Source organism: Pseudomonas sp. A39, assembly GCF_058145955.1.
On record NZ_JBYVMD010000005.1, the window covers coordinates 143,207 to 167,693 of the forward strand.

Sequence of the window (24,487 nt, forward strand, 5' to 3'; positions counted from 1 at the left end):
CGAAAATGGAATTGGTTGTAAAAAGCGTTAGCCCCGAAACGTTGAAAACCGCCACCCTCGTGGTCGCCATCGGCGAAGGCCGCAAGCTCGGCGTTGCCGCCAAGCAACTCGACGAACTCAGCGGCGGCGCCATCAGCGCGGTGCTCAAGCGCGGCGACCTGGCCGGCAAAGTCGGCCAGAGCCTGCTGCTGCAAAGCCTGCCCAACCTCAAGGCCGAGCGCGTGTTGCTGGTCGGCGTGGGCAAAGAGGCCGAACTGGGCGACCGCCCGTTCCGCAAGATCATCAGCGGTATCCTCACGACCCTCAAGGGCCTGGGCGGCAGCGATGCGACGCTGGCCCTCGATGAAATCGTTGTAAAAGGCCGTGACAGCTACGGCAAGACCCGCCTGCTGGCCGAAACCCTGGTGGACGGCGGCTATATTTTCGACGAGTTCAAGAGCCAGAAAGCCGAACCGCGTGCGCTGAAGAAAATCACCCTGCTGACCATCAAGGCTGCCCAGGCTGAAGTCGAGCGCGCCGTGACCCACGCGCAGGCCATCGCCAACGGCATGTCCTTTACCCGCGACCTGGGCAACCTGCCACCGAACATCTGCCACCCGACGTTCCTGGGCGAACAGGCCAAGGCACTGGGCAAAGAGTTCAAGGGCCTGAAAGTCGAAGTGCTGGACGAAAAGAAGATCAAGGAACTGGGCATGGGCTCGTTCTATGCCGTAGGCCAAGGCAGCGACCAGCCGCCACGCCTGATCGTGATGCAATACAACGGCGGTAAGAAGTCCGAGAAGCCTTACGCCCTGGTCGGCAAAGGCATCACCTTCGACACCGGCGGCATCAGCCTCAAGCCGGGCCTGGGCATGGACGAAATGAAGTACGACATGGGCGGCGCCGCCAGCGTGTTCGGCACCCTGCGTGCCGTGCTGGAACTCAAGCTGCCGATCAACCTGGTGTGCATCCTGGCCTGCGCCGAGAACATGCCGAGCGGCGGCGCGACCCGTCCAGGCGACATCGTCACCACCCTGAGCGGCCAGACCGTCGAAATCCTCAACACCGACGCCGAAGGCCGTCTGGTGCTGTGCGATGCCCTGACCTACGCCGAGCGCTTCAAGCCACAGGCCGTGATCGACATCGCCACCCTGACCGGTGCCTGCATCGTTGCCCTGGGCTCCCACACGTCGGGACTGCTGGGCAACAGCGATGAGCTGATCGAACAACTGCTCAGCGCCGGCAAGGCCGCCGACGACCGCGCCTGGCAACTGCCGCTGTTCGATGAGTACCAGGAACAGCTGGACAGCCCGTTCGCCGACATCGCCAACATCGGTGGCCCGAAAGCCGGCACCATCACCGCTGCCTGCTTCCTGTCGCGCTTTGCCAAGAACTTCAACTGGGCGCACCTGGACATCGCCGGCACGGCCTGGACCAGCGGCGGCAAGGACAAGGGCGCCACCGGCCGCCCGGTGCCCCTGCTGACCCAATACCTGCTGGATCGCGCAAAGGCCTAACCCGGTCGGAGCGGGCTTGATGTGGCGAGGGCGCTTGCTCCCGCTGGACTGCGCAGCAGTCCCCAGCTTTTTGGGGGCGCTTCGCACCCCAGCGCAAGCACGCTTGCTCGCCACAACAAGCTGCCTTTTACCCTTGTTGAGGCCGCCCAGGAACCGCAATGACCCAAGTCGACTTCTATATATTGCCCAGCGCCGACCCGCTCGCGCGCCTGGACTTTGCCTGCAAACTCACCGAAAAAGCCTGGCGCATGGGCCACCGCATCTACCTGCATTGCAGCGATGCCGCCCAGCGCGACGAGCTGGATGCCCGCCTGTGGCGTTTCAAGGGCGAAAGCTTCGTGCCCCACGGCCCCGCCGAGTCTGAACCTGAAGGCCTGGTAGTGCTGGGTTTAGGCGACAGTTGCGGCGATCACCACGACCTGCTGGTCAACCTGGACCTGAAAGTGCCGCCGTTCGCCAAGGCATTCGCCCGTGTGGCGGAAGTGGTGGTGGAAGATCCGGCTATTCGTCAGGCCGCGCGGGAGAGTTTCCGTTTCTACCGCGAACAGGGCTATCCTCTGCAGGATCACCGGCTACAACGACTTTGAGTAAATGATGGACACGCCAAACCCTCTAAAAAAAGACGACCACCTGCTGGACGACCTGGAGTCGATCCGTCAGTTGCTGGGTGATGATAACGTGCAGCCGCCGCTGTTGACCGAGCCCGCCGAGGGCGAGCCGCAGATTCCGCTGTTATTCGATATGGTCGGTGGCAAGCCGGTCGAGCCGGCGCCGGTGGTCAAGGCCGCCGCCCCTGCAACGGCCGAAAAAGGCCCCGACGCCCTGCTGCTGCACCTGGACAACGAACTGCGCGCCGCCGCGCAACTGATCATGCAAGACGTGATCGACGACTTTGCCCCGCATATCGAAACCGAGATCAAGCGTCGGTTGGATGCGCGGATGGAGCGGTTGCTTAGCCAGTACCAGTCTTAAACCACACCAAAATCCCCTGTGGGGCTTGCTGTGGTGAGCGGGCTTGCCCCGCGCTGGACTGCGAAGCAGTCCCATTGGTTTTTCGGGGGAAAAGCCCCCTCACCACCACAAGCCCCTCCCCCATTAGTCTTGCATCAGCCTTAAGCCCGTCTTCAACTCGCCCTCCTCGTCCGCCCCCGTTATACTTGCCGGCTTTCCTGAATAAATGCCAACTAGGGTCCCGCCGCGCATGGATAAGACCTACCAGCCGCACGCTATCGAAACTTCCTGGTACAACACCTGGGAATCCGAGAATTATTTCGCCCCGCAAGGCGCGGGCGATTCCTACACCATCATGATTCCACCACCGAACGTCACTGGCAGCCTGCACATGGGCCACGGCTTCAACAATGCGATCATGGATGCGTTGATCCGTTTCCGCCGCATGCAGGGCCGCAACACCCTGTGGCAGCCGGGCACCGACCACGCAGGCATCGCCACCCAGATGCTCGTGGAACGCCAACTCGAAGCCACCGGCCAGAGCCGTCATGATCTGGGTCGCGAGAAATTCCTGGAAAAGATCTGGGAATGGAAAGACCAGTCCGGCGGCAATATCAGCCGTCAGATCCGCCGCCTGGGCTCGTCCGTGGACTGGAGCCGCGAGCGCTTCACCATGGACGACGGCTTGTCGGAAGCCGTGAAAGAGGCCTTCGTGCGCCTGCATGAAGACGGCCTGATCTATCGCGGCAAGCGCCTGGTCAACTGGGACACCAAGTTGCACACGGCGATTTCCGACCTCGAAGTGGAAAACCACGACGAGAAAGGCTTCCTGTGGAACCTCAAGTACCCGCTGGCCGACGGCGCCAAGACCGCTGAAGGCAACGACTACCTGATCGTCGCCACCACGCGCCCGGAAACCATGCTCGGCGACGCCGCCGTAGCCGTTAACCCGAACGACGAACGCTACCAGGCGCTGATCGGTAAGTTTGTCGAGCTGCCGCTGGTGGGCCGCCGCATCCCGATTATCGCGGACGACTACTGCGACCCTGAATTCGGCACCGGCTGCGTGAAAATCACCCCGGCCCACGATTTCAACGACTACGAAGTCGGCAAGCGCCACAACCTGCCGCTGCTGAACATCTTCGACAAGAATGCCGCCGTTCTGCCGGCCTGCCAGGTGTTCAACCTGGACGGCACGCTGAACGACAGCATCGACGGCAAGATCCCGGCTGAATACGCCGGCCTTGACCGCTTTGAAGCGCGCAAGCAGATCGTTGCCGCCTTCGACGCCGCCGGTTTACTGGTCAGCGTTGACGACCACGGCCTGAAAGTGCCGAAGGGCGACCGCTCCGGCACCGTGATCGAGCCGTGGCTGACCGACCAGTGGTACGTGTCTACCAAGCCGCTGGCAGAACCTGCCATTGCCGCCGTGGAAGACGGCCGTATCCAGTTCGTGCCCAAGCAGTACGAAAACATGTATTTCTCATGGATGCGCGACATCCAGGATTGGTGCATCAGCCGTCAGCTATGGTGGGGCCATCGCATTCCGGCCTGGTACGACGAGTCGGGCAAGGTCTACGTCGGCCGCGACGAAGCCGAAGTGCGCGCCAAGCACAACCTGGGGGCGGACGTTGCGCTGCAACAGGACAACGACGTACTGGACACCTGGTTCAGTTCGGGCCTGTGGACCTTCTCCACCCTGGGCTGGCCGCAGCAGACCGAATTCCTGAAGAAATTCCACTCCACCGACGTGCTGGTCACCGGCTTCGACATCATTTTCTTCTGGGTTGCCCGGATGATCATGCTGACCATGCACTTGGTGAAGAACGAGGACGGCACCCCGCAAGTACCGTTCAAGACCGTGTACGTGCACGGCCTGGTGCGTGATGGTCAAGGCCAGAAAATGTCCAAGTCCAAGGGCAACGTCCTGGACCCGCTGGACATCATCGACGGCATCGACCTGGAAACCCTGGTGCAGAAACGCACCTCGGGCCTGATGCAGCCGAAACTGGCGAAGAAGATCGAGAAGCAGACCCGCGACGAGTTCGCCGACGGTATCGCCAGCTATGGCACCGACGCCCTGCGCTTTACCTTCTGCTCGCTGGCGTCCACCGGTCGCGACATCAAGTTCGACATGGGCCGCGTCGAAGGCTATCGCAACTTCTGCAACAAGATCTGGAACGCCGCGCGCTACGTGCTGGATAAAGGCGAAGACTGCGGCCAGAACGGCGAAGCCTATGAGTTGAGCCTGGCCGACCGCTGGATCATCTCGCAGCTGCAACGCACCGAAGCCGAAGTGACCCGCCAGCTCGACCAGTTCCGTTTCGACCTGGCTGCACAGGCCTTGTACGAGTTCATCTGGAACCAGTATTGCGACTGGTACCTGGAACTGTCCAAGCCCGTGCTGTGGGACGAAAACGCGCCGGTTGAACGCCAGCGCGGCACTCGCCGTACCCTGGTACGCGTGCTCGAAGTGGCGCTGCGCCTGGCGCATCCGTTCATGCCGTTCATCACCGAAGAAATCTGGCAGCGCCTGGCGCCACTGGCCGGTATCGAAGGCAAGACCATCATGCTGCAACCTTGGCCGGTGGCCAACGAAGCGCGCATCGATGAGGCCGCCGAAAGCGATATCGAATGGCTCAAGACCCTGATGCTCGGCACGCGCAACATCCGCGCCGAGATGAACATCGGGCCGGGCAAGCCACTGGCGGTGTTCGTGAAGAACGCCAGTGCCGAGGACCAGCGTCGTCTCAGCGAGAATGACGCACTGCTCAAGAAGCTGGCGAAGCTGGAGTCGATCACCGTATTGGCGGCTGGCGAAGACGCACCACTGTCTGCCACCGCACTGGTCGGCGACATGGAAGTGCTGGTGCCGATGGCGGGCCTGATCGACAAGGGTGCGGAACTGGCCCGTCTCGACAAGGAAATCGCCCGCCTGCAAGGCGAAGTGCAACGCGTGGGCGGCAAGCTGTCCAACGCGGCGTTCGTCGACAAGGCGCCGGCGGAAGTGATCGACAAGGAACGCGCCAAGTTAGCCGAGGCTGAACAGGCCTTGGGCAAGCTGGCGGAGCAACATGCGCGGATTTCCAGCCTGTAAGGTGGACCGCGTTTAAGAAAGAGGCCTTCAGGCCTAATGCCAGTCAGTTAAGACGTAGAAAGGGTAAAAAATAACCTGTGGCGAGGGAGCTTGCTCCCGCTGGGCCGCGAAGCGGCCCCAGCTCTTTGTTTCAAAAGACTGGGACTGCTGCGCAGTCCAACGGGAGCAAGCTCCCTCGCCACAGGTACAGTGTTTGCCCTTAACTGACTTGCATTAGGCCTTCGGGCCTCTTTTTTTGCCTGGAGACTCCCAATGCCAGGCTGACAATACAGTCAATGTGGGTGGGGGCTTGCCCCCGATAGCGGTGTGTCAGCTACCTATGAACTGGCGGGCCCACCGCAATCGGGAGCAAGCCCCTTCCCACATTTGACCGGGACAGGCTCAGGATGTGTGACAATGCCCACCACTTTGAGCCAACACCAGAATCATCATGACCGCCCCCAGCACGCCAAAACCTCCGCGCAAGAAGCCTAAAACCGCAACCACGGCCAAACCCGTCGTGCCGCGTAAAGAGGCCACCCTGCACCCGCGCAACCGCCATACAGGCCGTTACGACTTCCAGGCACTGATCAAGACCACGCCGGAACTGGCGCAATTCGTGATCATCAACCCGTACGGCAAGGAAAGCATCGACTTCGCCAGCCCGGACGCGGTGCGGGTGTTCAACCGAGCGTTGCTCAAGTCGTTCTATGGCATCCAGCATTGGGACATCCCGGCCGATTACCTGTGCCCACCGGTACCGGGGCGTGCCGACTACGTGCACTTCCTCGCCGACCTGCTGGCCAGCGTCAATGACGGCAAGATCCCACGCGGTTCGATCGTCAAAGTGCTGGACATCGGCATGGGCGCCAACTGCGTCTACCCGCTGATTGGCTACATGGAGTACCGCTGGAACTTCCTCGGCTCGGAGGTCGACCCTATCGCCGTGGCCGCCGCCAAGGCAATCGTGCAGTCCAATGACCTGAGCAAAGTCATCCAACTGCGCCAGCAGACCAACCCCAAGCAGATCCTGCTGAGCCTGCTGGAGCCGGGTGAGCGCTTTGACCTGACCATGTGCAATCCGCCGTTCCATGCGTCCATGGACGAAGCGACCAAGGGCAGCGAGCGCAAGTGGCGCGCCCTGGGCAAAGCCGACCCCAAGCGCAAGTTGCCGGTGCTGAACTTCGGCGGCCAATCAGCTGAACTGTGGTGTGAAGGCGGCGAAGCGCGCTTTGTGACGCAGCTGATTGCCGAGAGCGCGCATTTTGCCCACAAGGTGTTGTGGTTCAGCACCTTGGTGTCAAAAGCGTCAAACTTGCCCGCTATCGAGACAGCCCTGAAAAAAGCCGGCGTGCTGGAAAGCCAAGTGGTGGAAATGTCCCAGGGCCAGAAGCAAAGCCGTTTCGTGGCCTGGACCTTCCAGACCAAGAACGAGCAGCAGATCTGGCGCCAGCGCTGGGTGCGCGACTGATCCATTGTGGCGAGGGAGCTTGCTCCCGCTCCCAGACTTTTGGGGCCGCTGCGCAGCCCAGCGGGAGCAAGCTCCCTCGCCACAGTAACCCCGCAACTACAGTAAATCGCAGGCAACAAAAAACCGTGCCCGGATCGCTCCGGAGCACGGTTTTTTTTGCTGCGTCTTACTTGTTAACAGCGTCGGTCAGGCCTTTGGCCACAACCAGCTTGATAACTTTCTTGGCAGCGATTTCGATGGCAGCGCCAGTCGAAGGGTTACGGCCAGTACGGGCAGGACGCTCGGTCACTTTCAGTTTGCCAACGCCTGGCAGAGTGATTTCGCCGCCGTTTTCCAGCTGGTCAGCAACAACTTGGCTCAGTTGGTCCAGCAGAGCGCGCACGGTAGTTTTCGGTGCGTCTACTGCTTCAGCCAGGTCAGCGATCAGTTGGTCTTTAGTAATAGCCATTGTGGTGTTCCTTCCCTATCAAATTCATATGGATTGCAGAGTGCAGTGTCAGCCGTCGAGCCCGACCGTCATGGCCTGGCACCCCCGGCTATAACCACGGAGATCGGGGTTATAGATGCTTGAAACGGGGATTGGTTCGACCTGACAGATGCTGAATGCACGCTTATCGCCGAGACTTGGCGTAAGACGGGGCAAAACTAGCACAGAGACGGGGAAATATCCGCTTCTACCTACCCATTTGGTCAGCTTTATCGCTCTAAACCGTGAAAAAAAGGCATATGGCCCGTCGGAGGGTGCTCGAAACACCCTTCGAAGCACGTCTTGGCCAATGGTGCGGTACACTTGGCGACTTTTCGGGGAGGCCAACCGCTCCCCTATCAACCAGCCGAGAAGCCTATGCCGATCCGTCACTGCATCGTCCACCTGATCGACAAAAAACCCGACGGCACACCTGCAGTTCTCCATGCCCGCGACTCCGAGCTTGCCGAGTCGGCCGCCATCGAGAACATGCTTGCCGACCTCAACGAGAGCTACAACGCCAAACAAGGCAAGGCCTGGGGTTTCTTCCATGCCGAGTCCGGTGCGCACCCGTTCAGCGGCTGGTTGAAGGAGTATTTCGAGGGTGGGCAGGATTTCACCACCTTCAGCCGCACCGCTGTCGAGCACCTGCAGAAGCTGATGGAAGAGTCCAACCTCTCCACCGGCGGCCACGTGCTGTTTGCCCACTATCAACAGGGCATGACCGACTACCTGGCCATCGCCCTGCTGCACCACAGCGAAGGCGTGGCGGTGACCGACGAGCTGGATGTGACCCCCTCGCGTCACCTGGACCTCGGTCAACTGCACCTGGCGGCACGCATCAACGTGTCCGAGTGGCAGAACAACAAGCAGTCCAAGCAGTACATTTCCTTTATCAAGGGCAAGAACGGCAAGAAGGTTTCGGAATACTTCCGCGACTTCATCGGCTGCCAGGAAGGCGTCGACGGCCCGGGCGAGACCCGCACCCTGCTCAAGGCCTTCAGCGACTTCGTCGAAAGCGAAGACCTGCCGGACGAGTCCGCCCGCGAGAAAACCAAGACCCTGGTGGACTACGCCAGCAGCCAGGCCAAGCTCGGTGAACCGATGGGCCTGGAAGAGCTCTCCGGATTGATCGATGAAGATCGGCCAAAAGCCTTCTACGACCATATCCGCAACAAGGACTACGGCCTGTCGCCGGAAATCCCTGCCGATAAGCGTACCCTCAACCAGTTCCGCCGCTTCACCGGCCGCGCCGAGGGCTTGTCCATCAGCTTTGAAGCGCACCTGCTGGGCGACAAGATCGAGTACGACGAAGCCGCCGGCACCTTGATCATCAAGGGCCTGCCAACCCAACTGACCGATCAGCTCAAGCGCCGCAACTGATGCTGGGCGGGGTTTTCAAGAAAGTCCTGCTGGTGTTGCTGGTCGTGGTGGTGATCCAGAACTGGGGCAAGATCGAGCGGGTGTTCAACCCCTCGCAAGGGGTGCCGGAGCACGTGCGCACGTCGGCGCGCGTGGTGCTCTATTCCACCGAATGGTGTGGGTACTGCAAACAGATCCGCCGGTTCCTGGACCAGAAAGGCATTCCCTACCAGGCGTTCGATATCGAGAAGGACGCCCAGGCGCGCAAGGCGTACGAGGCGCTGGGCGGCGGCGGGATTCCGTTCGTGGACGTGAACGGCACGCTGATTCGCGACTACAGCCCGGAGAAAATCATGGCGGCGCTGAAGTAATCAGCGCACCACGATCATTCGCCCCAGCACATGGTGCTGTTCAAAACCCAGTACCGCCTGCAATGCATTCAGCACCGCCTGCGGATCCTGGCTCGGGAAGCTGCCACTGACGCGCTTGGCGCCCATCTCGTCATTGAGCAACAGGATGCGACCAGGGTAATAACGCTCCAGGTCCTTGACCACGTCGGCCAGCGGCGCCTTGTAGTAGTTGAGCCAGCCGTCGCGCCAGGCCAGGCGTGATTCGCTGTCGACCGCGTGCATCTGATCGGCGATGCCATCGGTGTAGGCCACTTGCTGGCCCGCCGTAAGAATCTGCTGCTGGCCCTGCGTTGACGGCGTCACGCCAACCCGCCCGGACAACACCGTTACCTGAGCGCCTGCCGGTTGCAGACGGACTTCAAACTGTGTGCCCAGCACCCGCGCTTCGCCACTGCCCGCCGCCACGACGAAGGACTCACCGGTGTGGGTCACGCTGAAAAAGCCCGCGCCCCGACGCAGTTGGATATGCCGTTCGCCATGGTTAAAATCCACAGCAATGGCGCTGTCGGCATCGAGGGTGATTTGGGACTCGTCGGCCAGGGTGACGGTTTTGATTTCTCCGGGTGCCGTCACATAGTCCGCGCCAAAGTCATCGACCCAGCGCGACGGCTGCCAACCGGCGCCCATCGACACCATCACCACCAGGCACGCGGCCATGGCCAGCGCCCCGGACCAGCGCCCCCCCCGCGAACGCTTCGAGGCATGCATGGCGTTAAGGTAGCCCTGCAATGCCAACGCCTCCTCGCCCGCCAACTTGCGCGCCGGTACTTCGCTCAACTCCCACAGCACCTGCGCCTGGGAATAGGCCACGACGTGCGCAGGGTCGGCCCGCAGCCACTGGCTGAACGTAGCCTGGTCGCCGCTGCTGGGCTGGTCGTGCAGCAGGCTCAGCCAGGCCAGTGCGGCTTGCTCCTGGGCGGGCGTGGGGGTGACGTTCACGGTGCTTTCCCTGGCGTGCGGGGGGATGAAGGTTCGCGAAGGCTGGCTTTGCAGGCTTCGAGGGCACGCATCATATGTTTTTCCACGGCACTTTGGGACAGGCCCATGGCCTTGGCGATTTCGGCGTACTTGCGGCCGTGGATGCGGTTGAGCAGGAAAATCTGCCGCGTGCGCTCGGGCAAGCTGCGCAGGGCCGCTTCGACGTGGCGCAGATCGTTGCCTGCCTCCAGCGCCGCCTGGGGTTCGGAGCCCTGGTTGTCTTGCTGTTCGGGCAGCCAGCCTTCGCTGCTGCGCACCCGTGCGCCTTCGCTGCGCAGGTGGTCGATAGCGATGTTGCCGGCGCAGCGCAACAGGTAGGTGCTGAGTTCTTCAACCTGTACCAGCGGCCGGCGCCAGAAGCGCAGGAACAGGTCCTGCACCAGGTCAGCCGCCGTGGCGCGGCACCCCACGCGTCGACTTACCAGGGCCTCCATCTGCGAACGCTGGGACAAGAAGACCTGCAGGAAATGCGCACGTCCACCGGCCGCGTCAGCGTGCTGGCTGTCCTGGGATTCGGGTGGGGTGCTGATCATCAAGGTCGGCTCAAAGGGTGGCAAACGCCGCAACCGGGCTGGCCAGCAGGCCGATGCCTGCCAGGATCAAGGCCAGCCTTGGCCGATACGGCAACAACAGCACCAACAGCAGCGCGCTGAGCATCAACACGGCGCACCATTCCACCAGGCCCTGCCCCCAACCGACGACACTCACCGCCGGCCAGATCGACAGCGTCAGCAGCAACCAGCCGGTCACACGCAACCCCAGGCGCCGCCGGGGCGAGGGTTTGCTGTGCAGCAGTTCGCCGTGGTGACGGTCAGTGGACAAGCACAGCGCCGTGAACCCGGCGTAGCACATCAGCAGAGCGAGCAGCATTCAGTTGGTCTCCTGCTTGAGCGTCAACGGGCGTGCGCGTTCAGCCTTGGGCGCAGGCGCGGTGCGATGCTGCATCTTCCAGGCGGCCCAGGCGAGAAACACACCGCTGGCCAGGCAGGTCAGGTCGAAGCCGGCCATGGCCCAATCGCCGGTGGCCAGCGAAACGCCAAGGTGGTGCGAGGTCGTCAACGCATTGAGCAGCGGAATGGCGATAAACAGCAGCGCGCCGACGCTTAACTGCTCGACCCAACCCTGTCGCCCGCGCCGCAGGATGGCGTGCAACAGGCTCAGGCCCCAGGCCATAAAGAAGGTTTGCACTTCCCAGTCGGAACGCTCGGCGAAGCTCACCGGTAGCAGACGGTTCGCCCAGAAAAACACCGCGATGGCGATCATCAGCCCGGACATGCTGGCGATGTTGAGTACTTCCACCAAGCGCAGTTCAAACGGCATGACCGCGGCTTTAGCGTGTTTGAGCTGGCGTTTGCCGAGCCAGATCACCAGCCCGGTGCCGATCATCGCCGTGCCCGCCAAGCCACAGATAAAGTACAACCAGCGCAGGACCGGACCGGCGAAATGGCCCATGTGCAGGCCGTAGAAACTGCCGCCGATGGCCGCCGGCAGTGACTGCCCGCCACTCACCCGCAACAGCTCACCGGTGCTGCCGTTGAAGGAAACGGTGCTGCCGAAATCGTGCACCACGCTGTCGGAACCTGCGCGGAACACATTGACCGAGGCGTTTACATCGCTGGGATTATTCACCGCCACGCGCCCCACATGCCCACCGTCCCACTGCGCCCGTGCCTGTTCGTACATCGGCACCAGCGGCCGCAATGTGCCTGGCTGGCCCAAGGCCGGCGCGTTGTTGGTATTGGGGAACACCTCGCTGAAAAAGGCGCGGGTGTCGTTGCCATAAGAAGCCAGGATCGGCGCCGGCATCACCATGCTCATGAAGATCACCAGGCTGCTGTAGGTAATCATCAAATGGAATGGCAGCACCAGCACGCCCACCGCGTTATGCCCGTCGAGCCAGGAGCGTTGGCCTTTGCGGGGGCGGAAGGTGAAGAAGTCCTTGAAGATTTTCTTGTGGGTGATGATGCCGGTGATCAGCGCGACAAACATCACCATCGCGGCAATGGTCGACAGCCAACGGCCCCACGGGTGAGGCATCTGCAGCTGAAAATGGAAGCGATAGAAGAACTCGCCGCCCATGCTTTCACGGGCCTGTACGGCCTGGCCGCTGACTGGGTCGAGGGTTTTCTGGATGAAATTACCGCGCTTGCCGGGGTCGACCTTGTCTTGCCACATCACCGACAGGCCAGGATCGCGGCTGTCGGGCAAGGTGATGAACCAGCGCGCGGCATTCGGTGCCTGCTGCTGCAGATACGCCTGTGCCAACGTGAGGCTGCGCGTGTCGTCGAGCGGATGGGCCTGTACTTCAGGCTGCATCCAATGACTGATTTCGTCCTTGAAATACGCCAAGGTGCCGGTCAGGAAAATCGCAAACAGCAGCCAGCCAAAGATCAGCCCAGCCCAGGTGTGCAGCCAAGCCATGGCCTGGCGAAAGCCCTCTTTCATGTGCGTGCCATCCAGAACCCCACACCCGCCAACGTGGCGAAAGCCGCGCTCGGCAGCATCACACCCAACCAGGCGCGCGCGGCACTGCGGCAGGCGAAACACCAGAGCACGGCCAGCAGATAGAACACGAACGAACTCATCATCCCGGTGATCACTGCGTCAGCACGGGAAATAGGCATCCACAGCGCCAGGCAGATACTGGCCAGGGAAGCCATCAGGTACCCCCCCACCACGGCAGCCAGCACGCGCGAGGTCACAGCAAGACGATAGGAGACAGGCAGCGAGGTTTTGCTTTTCATGCGGGAAGCGCCAGGTTCATCAGCACGCAATATTAATGATAAATATTCTCATAAGCAAAACAGAACGGATGAATCACCTGCGCAGGTGGATTGCCGAAGCCGCTCACGCACCCTACAATGCGAACAATTCTTGTTCTCTAAAGCATGGCGATGCTTGTGGAGTGTCCCCGTTGAGCCCGTCCAACACCGTCGAAGTTTTGTACAACGACCACCACCGCTGGCTCACCGGCTGGTTGCGACGCAAGCTCGGCTGCCCGGAAAGTGCCGCCGACCTGGCACAGGACACCTTCATTCGCGTACTCACCGCACGGGAAACGCCCCCGTTGATCGAGCCCCGTGCGTTTCTCACCACCGTCGCCAAGCGCGTGCTGTTCAACTTCTACCGCCGCCAGGACCTGGAACGCGCCTACCTCGACGCCTTGGCGCACATGCCCGAGCACGTCGCGCCGTCGGAAGAAGAACGCGCAATCATCCTGCAAACCCTGGTGGAGCTGGATCAGCTGCTCGACGGCCTGCCCGTGCAGGTCAAACGCGCTTTCCTGCTGGCCCAGCTGGATGGCCTGACCTACGCACAAATCGGCGCTGAACTGGGCATCTCCATCGCCACCGTCAAACGCCACCTGAACAAAGCGGCCATGCGCTGCTATTTCGCCCTATGAATTTTTCCACTCAAGTCGCCGAACAAGCCGTGCACTGGCTGATGGAAATGCAGCAAGGCGCGCTCAACCCTCGCCAGCAAGCGGCCTGGCAGCAATGGCTGAACGCCCACAGCGAACACCAGCGCGCGTGGGACCATATGCAGCGCGTGAATCAGCGCCTGCGCGGCATGCCCTCGCCCCTGGCCCATGCCGCATTGAATGCGCCGACCTCCACCAGCCGCCGCCAGGCCCTCAAGTTACTGTTGGTCCTCGGTGCCGGTTCGGCCGCCGCCTGGAGCCTGCGCCAGCAACATATCCTGCCGCCGCTGACCGCCGACTATCGCAGCCCCGTCGGCCAGCGTCGCAAGGTGCAATTGGCCGATGGCAGCCAATTGCAGCTCAATACCGGCAGCGCGGTAGACGTGCATTTCGATGGCCGGCAGCGGCTGATCCGCCTGCTTGAAGGCGAGATCCTGCTGACCAGCCTCGCAGGCAATACGCCGCTGAATGTCCTGACCGGCCAGGGCCTGCTCACCAGCCAGGCGGCGCGCTTGAATGTGCGCCAGTTCAACGATCACACCCAACTGACGGTCTTCGATGGCCGCGCCGAGGTGATGCCAAACACCTACAGCGGCCTGCCGCTGACGGTCGAGGCTGGGCGCCAGGTCAACTTCACCCGCAAAGGCTGGGACACCCCGCGCCCCACCGACGCCAACAGCGGCGCCTGGGCCGACGGCATGCTGGTCGCATCCCACATGCGCCTGGAAGATTTCCTCGGCGAACTGGGCCGTTATCGTCGTGGCCAGGTCAATTGCGACCCACAGGTGGCCAACCTGCTGATCTCCGGCAGCTACCCGCTGGATGACAGCGAACGCATTCTCGACCTGCTGGAAGTGAGCCTGCCGGTGAAAGTAAGGCGTTTTACGCGGTATTGGGTGACCGTGCAGGCACGCGCCTGAGATTAATTTCAAAACCGATGAGCCGTTTTCCACCCCTCGCGTGACAGAGAAGGAAAGCCACCTTGATCCTTCCTTCTCAGGACCGCTGTTCATGCCCCAGCAACCGACGCTTCTCGCCCGCACCTTGCGCCAACTCCTACTCGGCGCCAGCCTGAGTCTTACCGTACTGCCGCCGGTGATGGCGGCCGATGCCAAGCCGTATCACATCGCCCCGACATCGCTGGAAGCTGCGTTGAACCAGTTTGGCCGCGAAGCGGGCGTGCTGATTTCCTTCGGCTCCGAAGTTACGGCGGGTAGACAGAGCCGTGGCCTGTCCGGCAATTACAGCGCCGCAGACGGCCTGCAAAAACTGCTGGAAGGCACCGGCCTGCAAGCCCGCGCCGAGGGCGACAATGCCTACAGCCTGCAACCGGTCACGGCACCGGCCAGTATCGAATTGGGCACGTCCAGCGTGGTCGGCGACTGGCTCGGCGATGCGGCGCAAACCAACGTATTCGAACACCCAGGCGCCCGTGATGTGATCCGCCGCGAAGAGTTCGAGCGTCAGGGCGCGACCCAGGCCAAGGACGTGCTCAACCGCATCCCCGGCGTCAACGCACCGGACAACAACGGCACCGGCAGCCACGACATGGCGCTGAACTTCGGCATTCGCGGCCTCAACCCGCGCCTGGCCTCGCGCTCCACAGTGTTGATGGACGGCATCCCGGTGCCTTTCGCGCCTTACGGCCAGCCGCAGCTTTCATTCGCGCCGATCAGCATGGGCAACATGGATGCGGTGGACGTCGTACGCGGCGGCGGCGCTGTGCGCTACGGCCCGCAGAACGTCGGCGGCGTGGTCAACTTCGTGACCCGCGCGATCCCGGATGCGCCCACGGTCAAAGGCGGCCTGCAGACCGAAACCAGCCCGTCCTCCAGCCACGACGGCTTCAAGACCACCGGCAACCTGCTCGCCGGCGGCACCGCCGACAACGGCCTGGGCGGCGCGCTGCTGTACTCCGGCACCCGAGGCGGCGACTGGCGCGAGAACAGCGACACGCGCATTGACGACTTGATCCTCAAGGGTAAATACCAGCTCGATGATGCCAACAGCTTCAACGCCATGGCGCAATACTACGAAGGCCAGGCCGATATGCCCGGTGGTTTGAACGTCGCGGACTACAAGGCCGATCCGTATCAGTCCACCCGTCCCTACGACAAGTTCTGGGGCCGCCGTACGATGTTCAACGTCGGCTATCGCTATGAGCAGGACCGTCGCGAATTCACCGTGAACAGCTTCTTCACCAAGACGCTGCGCAGCGGCTACCTCGACCAAGGCACGTTCCTGTCGCTGTCCCCGCGCGAGTACTGGGTGCGCGGCGTGGAAACGCGCTTCGCCCAAGGCTTTGACCTGGGCCCGACCAGCCACGAAGTGGGCGTCGGCTACCGTTATATCAACGAGGCCGGCCACGAACTGCGCTACCGCACGCCGATTGCCGCCAATCAGCAAATCCCCACCACCGACAGCCGCAATGACCGCGACACCCGTGGCGGCACCGAGGCCAATGCTTTCTTCATCGATGACCGGATTGATATCGGCAAGTGGACCATCACCCCGGGCATTCGCTACGAGATGATCGAGTCCCAGCAAACCAACAACCTGAGCAACGTTAAATACAAGGGTGACTACAACACCGCGCTGCCGGCACTGAACGTGCTTTATCACCTCACCGAAGACTGGAACCTCTACGCGAACACCGAAGGTTCGTTCGGTAGCGTGCAGTACAGCCAGATGCCCAACCGTGTGACCAGCGGCGAAGTCAAACCGGAAAAAGCGCGGACCTGGGAACTCGGCACACGCTACGACAACGGCAGCCTGCGCGCGGAAATCGGCGCGTTCCTGATCAACTTCGACAACCAGTACGAAAGCAACCAGACCAATGATTCGGTGATTGCCCGTGGTGAGACCCGTCACCAGGGCATCGAATCCAGCATCAACTACGCCCTCGACGGCTTGAGCCCGGCGCTGGCAGGGTTCGATGTGTATGCCAGCTACGCTTACGTGGACGCCACCATCCGCGAAGACGGCCCGAACAAAGGCAACCGCGTGCCCTTCTCGTCAAAACACAAGGGCACCCTCGGCGTGGGCTACACCGAAGGCCGCTGGAAGCTCAACCTGGACAGCAGCTACCAGAGCAGCCAGTTCGCCGACAACGCCAACACCCAGGCCGAAAGCGCCGACGGTGCGAACGGGCGCATCCCCGGCTACATGCTGTTCAGCAGCCGCGCCGCCTACGACTTCGGCCCGCAGCTGTCTGATTTGAACGTGGCGGTGGGAGTGAAAAACATCTTCAACAAGCAGTACTACACACGTTCATTCGACGATAACAACAAAGGCAAATACGTCGGTGAGCCACGCACGGTGTATGTGCAGACCTCCATCGCGTTCTAACGGCTCGAGCCACAAATAACCTGTGGCAAGGGGGCTTGCTGTGGTGAGAGGTCTGTTGTGGTGAGTGGGCTTGCCCCGCGCCGGGTTGCGCAGCGACCCTGAAAAATGGGCCTGCTACGCAGTCCAGCGCGGGGCAAGCCCGCTCACCACAACAAGCCCGCTCACCACAATGCCTATGTTCATCCTGAGTTTTAACTGCCCGCCAGGCACGACGGCGTGCCGGCCACCAACGCGTCGATGGCACAGCGCGTCTTGGCCGGCATGTGCGCCGCCGTGGGCCAGATCACGTGGATCGGCGAGGGCTGCTCGCAGTAACCAGGCAGTACCGCTTGCAGCTGACCGCGCAGCGCATAGTGGGCGATCAGCCAACTGGGCAACCAGGCCAGGCCCACGCCCGCGATGGCGGCATCGGCCACCGCCTGGAGGTCATCCATCATCAGCGGCGAGGCCACCCGCGCACGGTGTGGGCGGCCCTGCTCGTCATTGAGCGCCCACTCCAAGCGCGGGGCACTGCAGCGATAAGCAATGCCGCGATGCCCGGCCAGGTCCTCGATGCGCTCAATTTGACCCACGCGCTGCAAGTACGCCGGTGACGCCGCCAGGCCAATCGCCTGCTCGCCCAGGCGACGGGCGCTCAAGCGGTCGGTGTCGGGCAGCGCGCCAATGCGTACCGCCAGGTCGAAGCCTTCCTGGGCAACGTCGATCAGCCGGTCAGAGAAAGAAATCTCGATCTCCAATTCGGCAAATCTATCCATCAACCCCCAGAGCGCAGGCGCCGCATAGTGGTGCCCGAACGCTAATGGCAGACTGGCCCGCAACCGCCCACGAGGTTGTTGCCGTCCGCTTTCCAGCACGGACTCGGCGGCCTCAAGTTCCGCCAGCGCCCGCAGGCAATGCTCGTAATAGGCCTGCCCGTCCTCGGTCAACCGTTGGCGACGGGTAGAGCGCTGTAACAGGCACGTGCCCAGGCGGGCCTCAAGTCGCGCCAAGCCCTTGCCGACTGCCGAGCGCGTCACATTCAGCCGCTCGGCGGCTTCGGTCAGGTTGCCGCTCTCGACGATCTGCAGAAAGAGTTCAACGCCATCAAAACGTGGAGTGGTCATAGGCTCGATTGTCGCTCTTGATTCCCTTATTACTGGAAAACTTATCACGAATAAAGAACCAGATTCCCCTGAAAATAGCCCGATACCCCAACGACAGGAGAGTCCCCATGCCACCCGCTGCCACGTTATCGGTCGCCAGCCCACCGCGCACCGCCAAAAATGGTCTCGCGCTGACCGCCGTGTGCCTGGTCGCCCTGATGTTCGGCCTGGAAATCTCCAGCGTGCCGGTCATCCTGCCCACCCTTGAAAGGGAACTGGGCACCGGCTTCCAGGACGCCCAATGGATCATGAATGCCTACACCCTGGCCTGCACCAGCGTGTTGATGGCGGCCGGCACCCTGGCCGATCGCTTTGGCCGCCGACGCATGCTGGTGCTGTGCCTGTGGCTGTTCGGGCTAGCGTCCCTGGCCTGTGGGCTGGCGGAGCATGCTTCGACGCTGATCGCCGCGCGTTTCGTCCAAGGCATCGGCGCCGGGGCGATGATGATTTGCCAGTTCGCGATTTTGTCGCACTTGTTCCGCGAACCGGCAGCGCGGGCGCGAGCATTCGCGATCTGGGGCGTGATTGCCGGCGTGGGCCTGGGCTTCGGCCCGATGGTGGGCGCGTTGATCCTGGCGGTGGCGGATTGGCGCTGGGTGTTTCTCGTGCACGTGCCACTCACGGTGTTCACCCTGGTGCTGCTGCACATCAGCGTGCAGGAATCCCGCGACCCGGCGGGCAATCGCCTGGACATCGCCGGCATGCTCACCTTGACGCTGTCGGTGTTCGCGCTGGTGTACTTCATCACCCAAGGCACCGAACACGGCTTTGGCACCCCGGCCATGCTCGGCTGGGCGGGCCTGGCAGTGGCCGCACTGCTGCTGTTCATCGTTGTCGAACGGCGCAGCGCCCACCCGATGTTTGATTTCTCGGTGTTCCGTATCCAGCGCTTCAACGGCGCGTTGATGGGCTCGATCGGCATGAACTTCAGCTTCTGGCCGTTCATGATCTACCTGCCACTGTATTTCCAGGCCGGGCTGGGCTACGACACCTTGACCACCGGCGGCGCCCTGCTCGCCTACACCTTGCCGACACTGCTGGTGCCGCCACTGGCCGAACGCCTGGCCCTGCGCTACGGCGCCGAACGCATCATCCCTCTTGGGTTAGGTTTGATGGGTGCAGGTTTCTTGAGCATGGCCGCTGCAAACGCTGCCGCGCAGCCAAGCATCGTGCTGGTGCTGAGCAGTTGCATCGCGGCCGGCGTGGGATTGGCGCTGACCAACTCCCCCACCACCAACACCACCACCGGTTCAGTCTCGGCCGACCGTGCAGGCATGGCCTCGGGCATCGACCTCAGCGCGCGGCTGATCACCCTCGCGCTCAACATCGCGTTGATGGGGTTGGTGCTGTTGCTGGGGATCAGCCATCAACTGGCTGCTGTATTGCCCCAAAGCACCGTGCTGGATTGGGCGGCCATCAGCCAGAACATTGCGGCGGGCAAACTGGCTTCATCGATGGACCTTAGCGTCACCGATGCCCAGGCAGCCCTGCGCCATGGCGTCGGCTGGGCCATGCTCTTCGCGGGAGGGGGGGCGTGTGGGTTGGCGTGGTTGAGCAGGTCTTTCTTCCGGCGCGGACACTAAACGAAAACAGGCCTGCAATGGCAGGCCCGTTCAGTGGGGGATGAAAGAACTCTCAGTGATCAGCTGTTAAACACAGCACGTTCTTTTTCCAGAAACTCCTGTTCAAGCTCATCTTCGTTGACCTTGGTGTCCGACAGACTTTTCCCGGCAGCGCGTGGCTTGCCTTGCAGTCTGCCAAACAGATGTTCCAACGCATGGTCCAGCTTGGTCGCCGCACCGTCGATCGCCTGTTCCAGGGTATCGGCCTTGTGCAGTACCGACAGCGGTTGATGGCCTTTTGGCCGTGCTTCCAGGCGGCAACTTAAATCGTGGGGACCGGGCTTGTCGCCGTTCTCATCCCGCAGGTAGACCTCCACTCGGGTCAGGTCTTCTTCGTAACGTTCTAGCGTGCTCTCAATGGTAGTACGTACCCACTCCTCCAGTCGGATGCTGCTTTCAATATGGTTATCGCTATTGACTTGGATTTGCATAGTTCTTCCCTTATTTCAGCTAGCTCGCGAGAGGTCACAAACTGCAACACCGGGGTGGTGAAACCATGACCTCTTGATTACACAATTGAGCAGTCCGAAGAACAATTCAACCCCTTTGCAAAGATAAATCCCACATTACAAATTAAGTCTGACGACAAGCAAAAACGCTGTTAGGGTGGGGAGTTGGTTACATCTTCTTACGCTCAGCCAACCTTACAATTGCCCCTCTCCCAACGGGTGCAATCCGCGGAAAATCCCTGCTTCCTCCACCAGCCAATCATGCACCGCGCGCACGCCCGGATGGCTCAGTGCAACCGGCGCATAGAGCAACACGTAGCGTTTGTGATTGGGCACGGCCAGGCCGAACGGCACGATCAAGGTGCCGCGCTCCAATTCATCGTTGAGCAAGGTGCGCCGCGCGATGGCCACGCCCATGCCGGCAATGGCCGCCTCGATGGTCAGGTGGTTGCGATTGAACGTATGCCCACGGCGCACGTCGGCGTCGTGATAGCCGATGGCATTCAGGTAGAACTCCCACTCTGCGTACTCATAACTCCCACGCCAGGCGGTAATGTCGTGCAGCAACGGGAAATGCACCAGGTCGGCCGGGCCATGCAACGGTGGCCTGCCGCGTAGCAGGCTCGGGGCGCACACCGGGAAGATCTGCTCGTCGAGCAACGCTGTGGATAACAGGCCGGGGTAGCTGCCGTCGTTCAAGTCGATGGCCAGGTCGAAATCGCCCTCATGCAGAGCGATGCTGCTGTCCTCGGCAACCATGCGCAATTGGATATCCGGAAAGCGTTGCTGCAAGCGCGGCAAACGCGGGGTCAGCCACTTGCCGAGAAACGACGGGATCGAACGCAGCCGCAACGTGCCGCTGATCATCCCCGCGTCCAAGCGCTGCAGTTCAGCATCGATGCTGCCGTAGGCCTCACCCACCGTCGTCGCCAAACGCTGCCCCTCGGCACTCAGCTCTACCCCACGCGCGCGTCGATGAAACAAACGGAAACCCAATCGCTCCTCCAGCTGGCGGATCTGCTGGCTCACCGCACCCGGCGTGATGTGCAGTTCTTCGGCGCAGCGCGTAAACGACAAATGCCGCGCAGCACAGGAAAAAACGTGCAGCCAGACATACGTCTGGCCATGAAGGGGCCGGGTCATAGCGTTTAGTCCTGCTAAAGGGTGTCTTAGGATAATTCGTTGGTCAGTGCCGATCCAGAGGCTCAGTATCTCGCCAATTCCGCTCGCTCTACAAAACATGGCAGCGATTTCTACTCCATTGCTTGTAAGGCTTTAGCATGGCTATCAGCGTTTTTGATCTATTCAAAGTGGGCATTGGCCCCTCCAGCTCCCACACCGTCGGCCCCATGCGGGCGGCGGCGACCTTCGCCAAAGCCCTGATCGACCAACAATTGCTGACCGATACCCGCCGCGTGGAAGTGCGCCTGTACGGCTCACTGTCCGCCACCGGTGTCGGCCACGCCACCGACCGCGCCTGCGTGATGGGGCTTATGGGCGAATGGCCAGATCAGGTCGATCCGAGCTCGATCAATCCCCGCATCCAGCAATTGCACGAGTCCGGCCGTCTGCTACTCGCAGGCACACAAGACATTGCCTTCAACTGGCACACAGACCTCCTGCTGCTGGACGAGAGCCTGCCCTACCACCCCAACGCCATGTCCCTGCACGCCTATGGCGAAAATGGCCTGTTGAGTGAGCAAACCTATTACTCGGTGGGCGGCGGTTTCATCATCGAAGCGGCAGAAGCCGCCTCCGGCATTGCGCCGACCAGCGATGTTGATTTGCCGTACGACTTTTCCAGCGCCGTGGAGCTGCTGGCCTTGTGCAACAAGCATGGCTTGCGGGTTTCCGAACTGATGATGGCCAACGAACGCGCTTGGCGCAGCGACGCCGACATCCGCAGCGGCTTGCTGCATATCTGGTCGGTGATGCGCGAATGCGTGGAGCAAGGCCTGCGCGATGAAGGCATCCTGCCAGGTGGCCTGGACGTGCCACGCCGCGCGGCAAAACTGCACCGCAGCCTGCTGGAAATCGGCAAGCCGAATGTGATCACCTCAACCTTGTCGGCGATGGAATGGGTCAACCTCTTCGCCCTCGCCGTCAACGAGGAAAATGCCGCCGGCGGGCGCATGGTCACCGCACCGACCAATGGCGCCGCCGGGATCATCCCGGCCGTGCTGCATTACTACATGAAGTTCAACGCCGACGCGTCTGACGACGACGTAGTCAATTTCTTCCTGGCCGCTGCTGCCGTCGGCATTCTCTGCAAGAAAAATGCCTCGATCTCCGGTGCCGAAGTCGGCTGCCAGGGCGAGGTCGGTTCGGCCTGCGCCATGGCCGCTGCGGGGTTGGCCGACATCCTCGGCGCCACCCCCGAGCAATTGGAAAACGCCGCCGAAATCGGCCTGGAGCACAACCTCGGCCTCACCTGCGACCCGGTCGGCGGCTTGGTGCAAGTACCGTGCATCGAGCGCAACGCCATCGCGGCAGTCAAGGCGATCAACGCCACGCAAATGGCCCTGCGCGGTGACGGCAAACACTTCATTTCCCTCGACCGGGTGATCCGCACCATGCGCGATACCGGTGCCGACATGCATGACAAATACAAAGAAACTTCACGGGGCGGCCTGGCGGTCAGCTGGGTGGAGTGCTGATCGGAGCACTGCTACCCGCCCCAAACGTGAGCCCGCGCAAAAATAATAACGAGGCAATAACGATGACCGATGTACGTACACCTGCTGCCGAAAATCCTGTTTCAGACAACACCGTGACCACCGGCTGGACCCAACACGACACCACCTGGATGTTGGGCCTCTACGGCACCGCCATCGGTGCCGGCACCCTGTTCTTGCCGATCAATGCCGGCGTCGGCGGTTTCTGGCCGCTGATCGTGCTGGCACTGCTGGCCTTCCCCATGACCTTCTTCGCCCACCGTGGGCTGACGCGTTTTGTGCTGTCGGGCAAATCCGGCGACATCACCGAAGTGGTCGAAGAACACTTCGGCGTCGGCGCCGGCAAACTGATCACCCTGCTGTATTTCTTTGCGATCTTCCCGATCCTGTTGGTGTACAGCGTGGCGCTGACCAACACCCTCGGCAGTTTCATGGAACACCAACTGCACATGGCCCCGCCGCCTCGGGCGATCCTGTCGCTGGTGCTGATCCTCGGACTGATGGCCATTGTGCGCTGCGGCCAGGGCGTGATCGTCAAGGCCATGAGCGTGCTGGTGTACCCGTTCGTTGCCGCCCTGTTGCTGCTGGCCGTGAGCCTGGTCCCCAACTGGAACGGTGCGTTCTTCGCCTCTGCCAGCGAGGGCATGCCGCTGCCGATGTTCTTCAAGACCTTGTGGCTGGCGATCCCGGTCATGGTGTTTTCGTTCAACCATTCGCCGATCATCTCCGCGTTCGCCGTCGACCAGAAACGCGTGTACGGCCCGCAGGCCGAGCGCAAAAGCAGCGGCATCCTCGCCACCGCCCACGGCATGATGGTGGTGACCGTGATGTTCTTCTGCTTCAGTTGTGTACTGGCGTTGTCGCCGGCCGACCTGGCAGCGGCCAAGGCCCAGAACATCTCGATCCTGTCGTACCTGGCCAACCACTTCCAGACCCCGGTGATCGCCTACGCCGCGCCGTTGATTGCGCTGGTGGCCATCACCAAATCCTTCCTCGGTCACTACATCGGCGCGAGCGAAGGCTTCCAAGGCCTGATCGTCAAATCCCTGCGCGGGCGTAACCGTTCGATGTCGTCCAAATGGCTGGAACGCTGCACCGCGCTGTTTATGGTGCTGACCTGCTGGGCCGTGGCGACTTTCAACCCGAGTATTTTGGGCATGATCGAGACCATGGGCGGGCCGATCATCGCGTGCCTGCTGTTCTTGATGCCGATGTACGCGATCCGCCGCGTGCCCTCTCTGCGCCAGTATTCGGGTCAGCTGTCGAATGTGTTTGTGGTGGTGATTGGGTTGATTGCGCTGTCTGCGATCGTTTTCTCGGTACTGCCCTGAAACAGGTCACCGATCTCATACGCAACCCAAAACAACGGTGGGAGGAGGCTTGTTCCCGATGGCGGTGTGTCAGCCAATGAATGCTCGGCGGAAAGACTGCTATCGGGGGCAAGCCCCCTCCCACATTGGAATCGCACTGTCTGAAAGATCTCTGTACGGCACGCCCCTTGCTGTACAGCATTGAAGCAAACGGATCTTGTGAAGCTTCAGCGACGGAGTGGCCGGTGGTCAGGAGACGCGAACTAAACCCGACACCGGTCGTCAATGACTGCATGTTCTTATCAGGCGG

The 24,487-nt window shown here is 61.8% G+C and carries 22 protein-coding genes; 13 read left to right on the top strand and 9 right to left on the bottom strand.

Annotated features, from left to right (window positions below; translation table 11 throughout):
• Window positions 1-5: 5 nt before the first annotated feature.
• From AC3ZU9_RS05705 to rlmF, 5 genes are all read left to right on the top strand, one after another.
• A complete protein-coding gene (locus AC3ZU9_RS05705) occupies window positions 6-1,496 on the top strand; it encodes a leucyl aminopeptidase (protein WP_012722397.1) in 1,491 nt (496 codons plus the stop codon).
• A gap of 158 nt (window positions 1,497-1,654) precedes the next feature.
• Window positions 1,655-2,083, top strand: coding sequence for a DNA polymerase III subunit chi (locus tag AC3ZU9_RS05710; RefSeq protein WP_012722396.1), 429 nt, complete (start codon window positions 1,655-1,657; stop codon window positions 2,081-2,083).
• Between the two features lie 7 nt (window positions 2,084-2,090).
• The gene (locus AC3ZU9_RS05715) at window positions 2,091-2,468 is read left to right on the top strand and encodes a hypothetical protein (protein ID WP_043204835.1); all 378 of its coding nucleotides are present in this window, start codon (window positions 2,091-2,093) and stop codon (window positions 2,466-2,468) included.
• Between the two features lie 229 nt (window positions 2,469-2,697).
• Window positions 2,698-5,544: a valine--tRNA ligase gene (locus AC3ZU9_RS05720; RefSeq protein ID WP_012722394.1), complete on the top strand. Its 2,847-nt coding sequence runs from the start codon at window positions 2,698-2,700 to the stop codon at window positions 5,542-5,544.
• 430 nt (window positions 5,545-5,974) lie between these two features.
• Window positions 5,975-6,994 (top strand): 23S rRNA (adenine(1618)-N(6))-methyltransferase RlmF, encoded by a 1,020-nt coding sequence (gene rlmF / locus AC3ZU9_RS05725; RefSeq protein ID WP_064054843.1) that lies wholly within the window; start codon window positions 5,975-5,977, stop codon window positions 6,992-6,994.
• Window positions 6,995-7,160: 166 nt separating this feature from the next.
• Here the strand turns inward: rlmF and AC3ZU9_RS05730 are convergent, their stop codons facing one another.
• Complete coding sequence (locus AC3ZU9_RS05730) at window positions 7,161-7,442, bottom strand: HU family DNA-binding protein (RefSeq protein ID WP_003188840.1); 282 nt, start codon at window positions 7,440-7,442, stop codon at window positions 7,161-7,163.
• Window positions 7,443-7,838: 396 nt separating this feature from the next.
• On the opposite strand from AC3ZU9_RS05730, the gene yejK reads away from it, so the two are divergent.
• Both yejK and AC3ZU9_RS05740 read left to right on the top strand, forming a co-directional pair.
• Window positions 7,839-8,843 carry a nucleoid-associated protein YejK gene (yejK, locus tag AC3ZU9_RS05735; RefSeq protein WP_012722392.1) on the top strand — a complete coding sequence of 335 codons (1,005 nt, stop codon included), beginning with the start codon at window positions 7,839-7,841 and terminating at the stop codon, window positions 8,841-8,843.
• Window positions 8,843-9,193 carry a glutaredoxin family protein gene (locus AC3ZU9_RS05740; RefSeq protein ID WP_064054842.1) on the top strand — a complete coding sequence of 117 codons (351 nt, stop codon included), beginning with the start codon at window positions 8,843-8,845 and terminating at the stop codon, window positions 9,191-9,193. The genes yejK and AC3ZU9_RS05740 overlap by 1 nt, the downstream gene beginning before the upstream one ends.
• Here the strand turns inward: AC3ZU9_RS05740 and AC3ZU9_RS05745 are convergent, their stop codons facing one another.
• Genes AC3ZU9_RS05745 through AC3ZU9_RS05765 form a run of 5 tightly spaced genes read right to left on the bottom strand, consistent with a single transcriptional unit; the run spans window position 9,194 to window position 12,954 of the window.
• Window positions 9,194-10,171, bottom strand: a complete 978-nt coding sequence (locus AC3ZU9_RS05745; RefSeq protein WP_490090405.1) for a FecR family protein — start codon at window positions 10,169-10,171, stop codon at window positions 9,194-9,196.
• Window positions 10,168-10,746, bottom strand: coding sequence for an RNA polymerase sigma factor (locus tag AC3ZU9_RS05750; protein WP_043204830.1), 579 nt, complete (start codon window positions 10,744-10,746; stop codon window positions 10,168-10,170). Before AC3ZU9_RS05750 ends, AC3ZU9_RS05745 begins: the two co-directional genes overlap by 4 nt.
• Window positions 10,747-10,753: 7 nt before the next feature.
• Entirely contained in the window at window positions 10,754-11,080 is a 327-nt protein-coding gene (locus AC3ZU9_RS05755; protein WP_320400264.1) for a DUF3325 domain-containing protein, read from the bottom strand.
• On the bottom strand, window positions 11,081-12,655 hold the full coding sequence (locus AC3ZU9_RS05760) for a PepSY-associated TM helix domain-containing protein (protein ID WP_490090406.1): 1,575 nt from the start codon (window positions 12,653-12,655) through the stop codon (window positions 11,081-11,083).
• Window positions 12,652-12,954 (bottom strand): DUF3649 domain-containing protein, encoded by a 303-nt coding sequence (locus AC3ZU9_RS05765; protein WP_102061633.1) that lies wholly within the window; start codon window positions 12,952-12,954, stop codon window positions 12,652-12,654. The genes AC3ZU9_RS05760 and AC3ZU9_RS05765 overlap by 4 nt, the downstream gene beginning before the upstream one ends.
• A gap of 170 nt (window positions 12,955-13,124) precedes the next feature.
• Here AC3ZU9_RS05765 and AC3ZU9_RS05770 point away from each other — a divergent pair, with 170 nt between their 5' ends.
• From AC3ZU9_RS05770 to fecA, 3 genes are all read left to right on the top strand, one after another.
• On the top strand, window positions 13,125-13,613 hold the full coding sequence (locus tag AC3ZU9_RS05770) for a sigma-70 family RNA polymerase sigma factor (protein WP_043204827.1): 489 nt from the start codon (window positions 13,125-13,127) through the stop codon (window positions 13,611-13,613).
• On the top strand, window positions 13,610-14,551 hold the full coding sequence (locus tag AC3ZU9_RS05775; RefSeq protein ID WP_064054836.1) for a FecR domain-containing protein: 942 nt from the start codon (window positions 13,610-13,612) through the stop codon (window positions 14,549-14,551). Before AC3ZU9_RS05770 ends, AC3ZU9_RS05775 begins: the two co-directional genes overlap by 4 nt.
• A 91-nt stretch (window positions 14,552-14,642) precedes the next feature.
• Window positions 14,643-16,979 (top strand): TonB-dependent Fe(3+) dicitrate receptor FecA, encoded by a 2,337-nt coding sequence (gene fecA, locus AC3ZU9_RS05780; RefSeq protein ID WP_490090407.1) that lies wholly within the window; start codon window positions 14,643-14,645, stop codon window positions 16,977-16,979.
• A gap of 191 nt (window positions 16,980-17,170) precedes the next feature.
• On the opposite strand, the gene AC3ZU9_RS05785 is transcribed toward fecA, so the two are convergent.
• Window positions 17,171-18,082, bottom strand: coding sequence for a LysR family transcriptional regulator (locus AC3ZU9_RS05785; protein ID WP_012722382.1), 912 nt, complete (start codon window positions 18,080-18,082; stop codon window positions 17,171-17,173).
• A 107-nt stretch (window positions 18,083-18,189) separates the two neighbouring features.
• Here AC3ZU9_RS05785 and AC3ZU9_RS05790 point away from each other — a divergent pair, with 107 nt between their 5' ends.
• Window positions 18,190-19,704, top strand: coding sequence for an MFS transporter (locus AC3ZU9_RS05790; RefSeq protein ID WP_490090408.1), 1,515 nt, complete (start codon window positions 18,190-18,192; stop codon window positions 19,702-19,704).
• 59 nt (window positions 19,705-19,763) lie between these two features.
• Here AC3ZU9_RS05790 and AC3ZU9_RS05795 read toward each other — a convergent pair whose 3' ends face one another.
• Together AC3ZU9_RS05795 and AC3ZU9_RS05800 are read right to left on the bottom strand one after the other, a co-directional pair.
• Window positions 19,764-20,174: an HPF/RaiA family ribosome-associated protein gene (locus tag AC3ZU9_RS05795; RefSeq protein ID WP_012722380.1), complete on the bottom strand. Its 411-nt coding sequence runs from the start codon at window positions 20,172-20,174 to the stop codon at window positions 19,764-19,766.
• A 213-nt stretch (window positions 20,175-20,387) separates the two neighbouring features.
• Window positions 20,388-21,335, bottom strand: coding sequence for a LysR substrate-binding domain-containing protein (locus tag AC3ZU9_RS05800; protein ID WP_490090409.1), 948 nt, complete (start codon window positions 21,333-21,335; stop codon window positions 20,388-20,390).
• A 137-nt stretch (window positions 21,336-21,472) separates the two neighbouring features.
• Between AC3ZU9_RS05800 and AC3ZU9_RS05805 the strand changes: the two genes are divergently transcribed.
• Both AC3ZU9_RS05805 and AC3ZU9_RS05810 read left to right on the top strand, forming a co-directional pair.
• Window positions 21,473-22,849, top strand: coding sequence for an L-serine ammonia-lyase (locus AC3ZU9_RS05805; protein ID WP_012722378.1), 1,377 nt, complete (start codon window positions 21,473-21,475; stop codon window positions 22,847-22,849).
• Between the two features lie 62 nt (window positions 22,850-22,911).
• Window positions 22,912-24,198 (top strand): serine/threonine transporter, encoded by a 1,287-nt coding sequence (locus tag AC3ZU9_RS05810; RefSeq protein ID WP_093542088.1) that lies wholly within the window; start codon window positions 22,912-22,914, stop codon window positions 24,196-24,198.
• The last annotated feature ends 289 nt before the right edge of the window (window positions 24,199-24,487 follow it).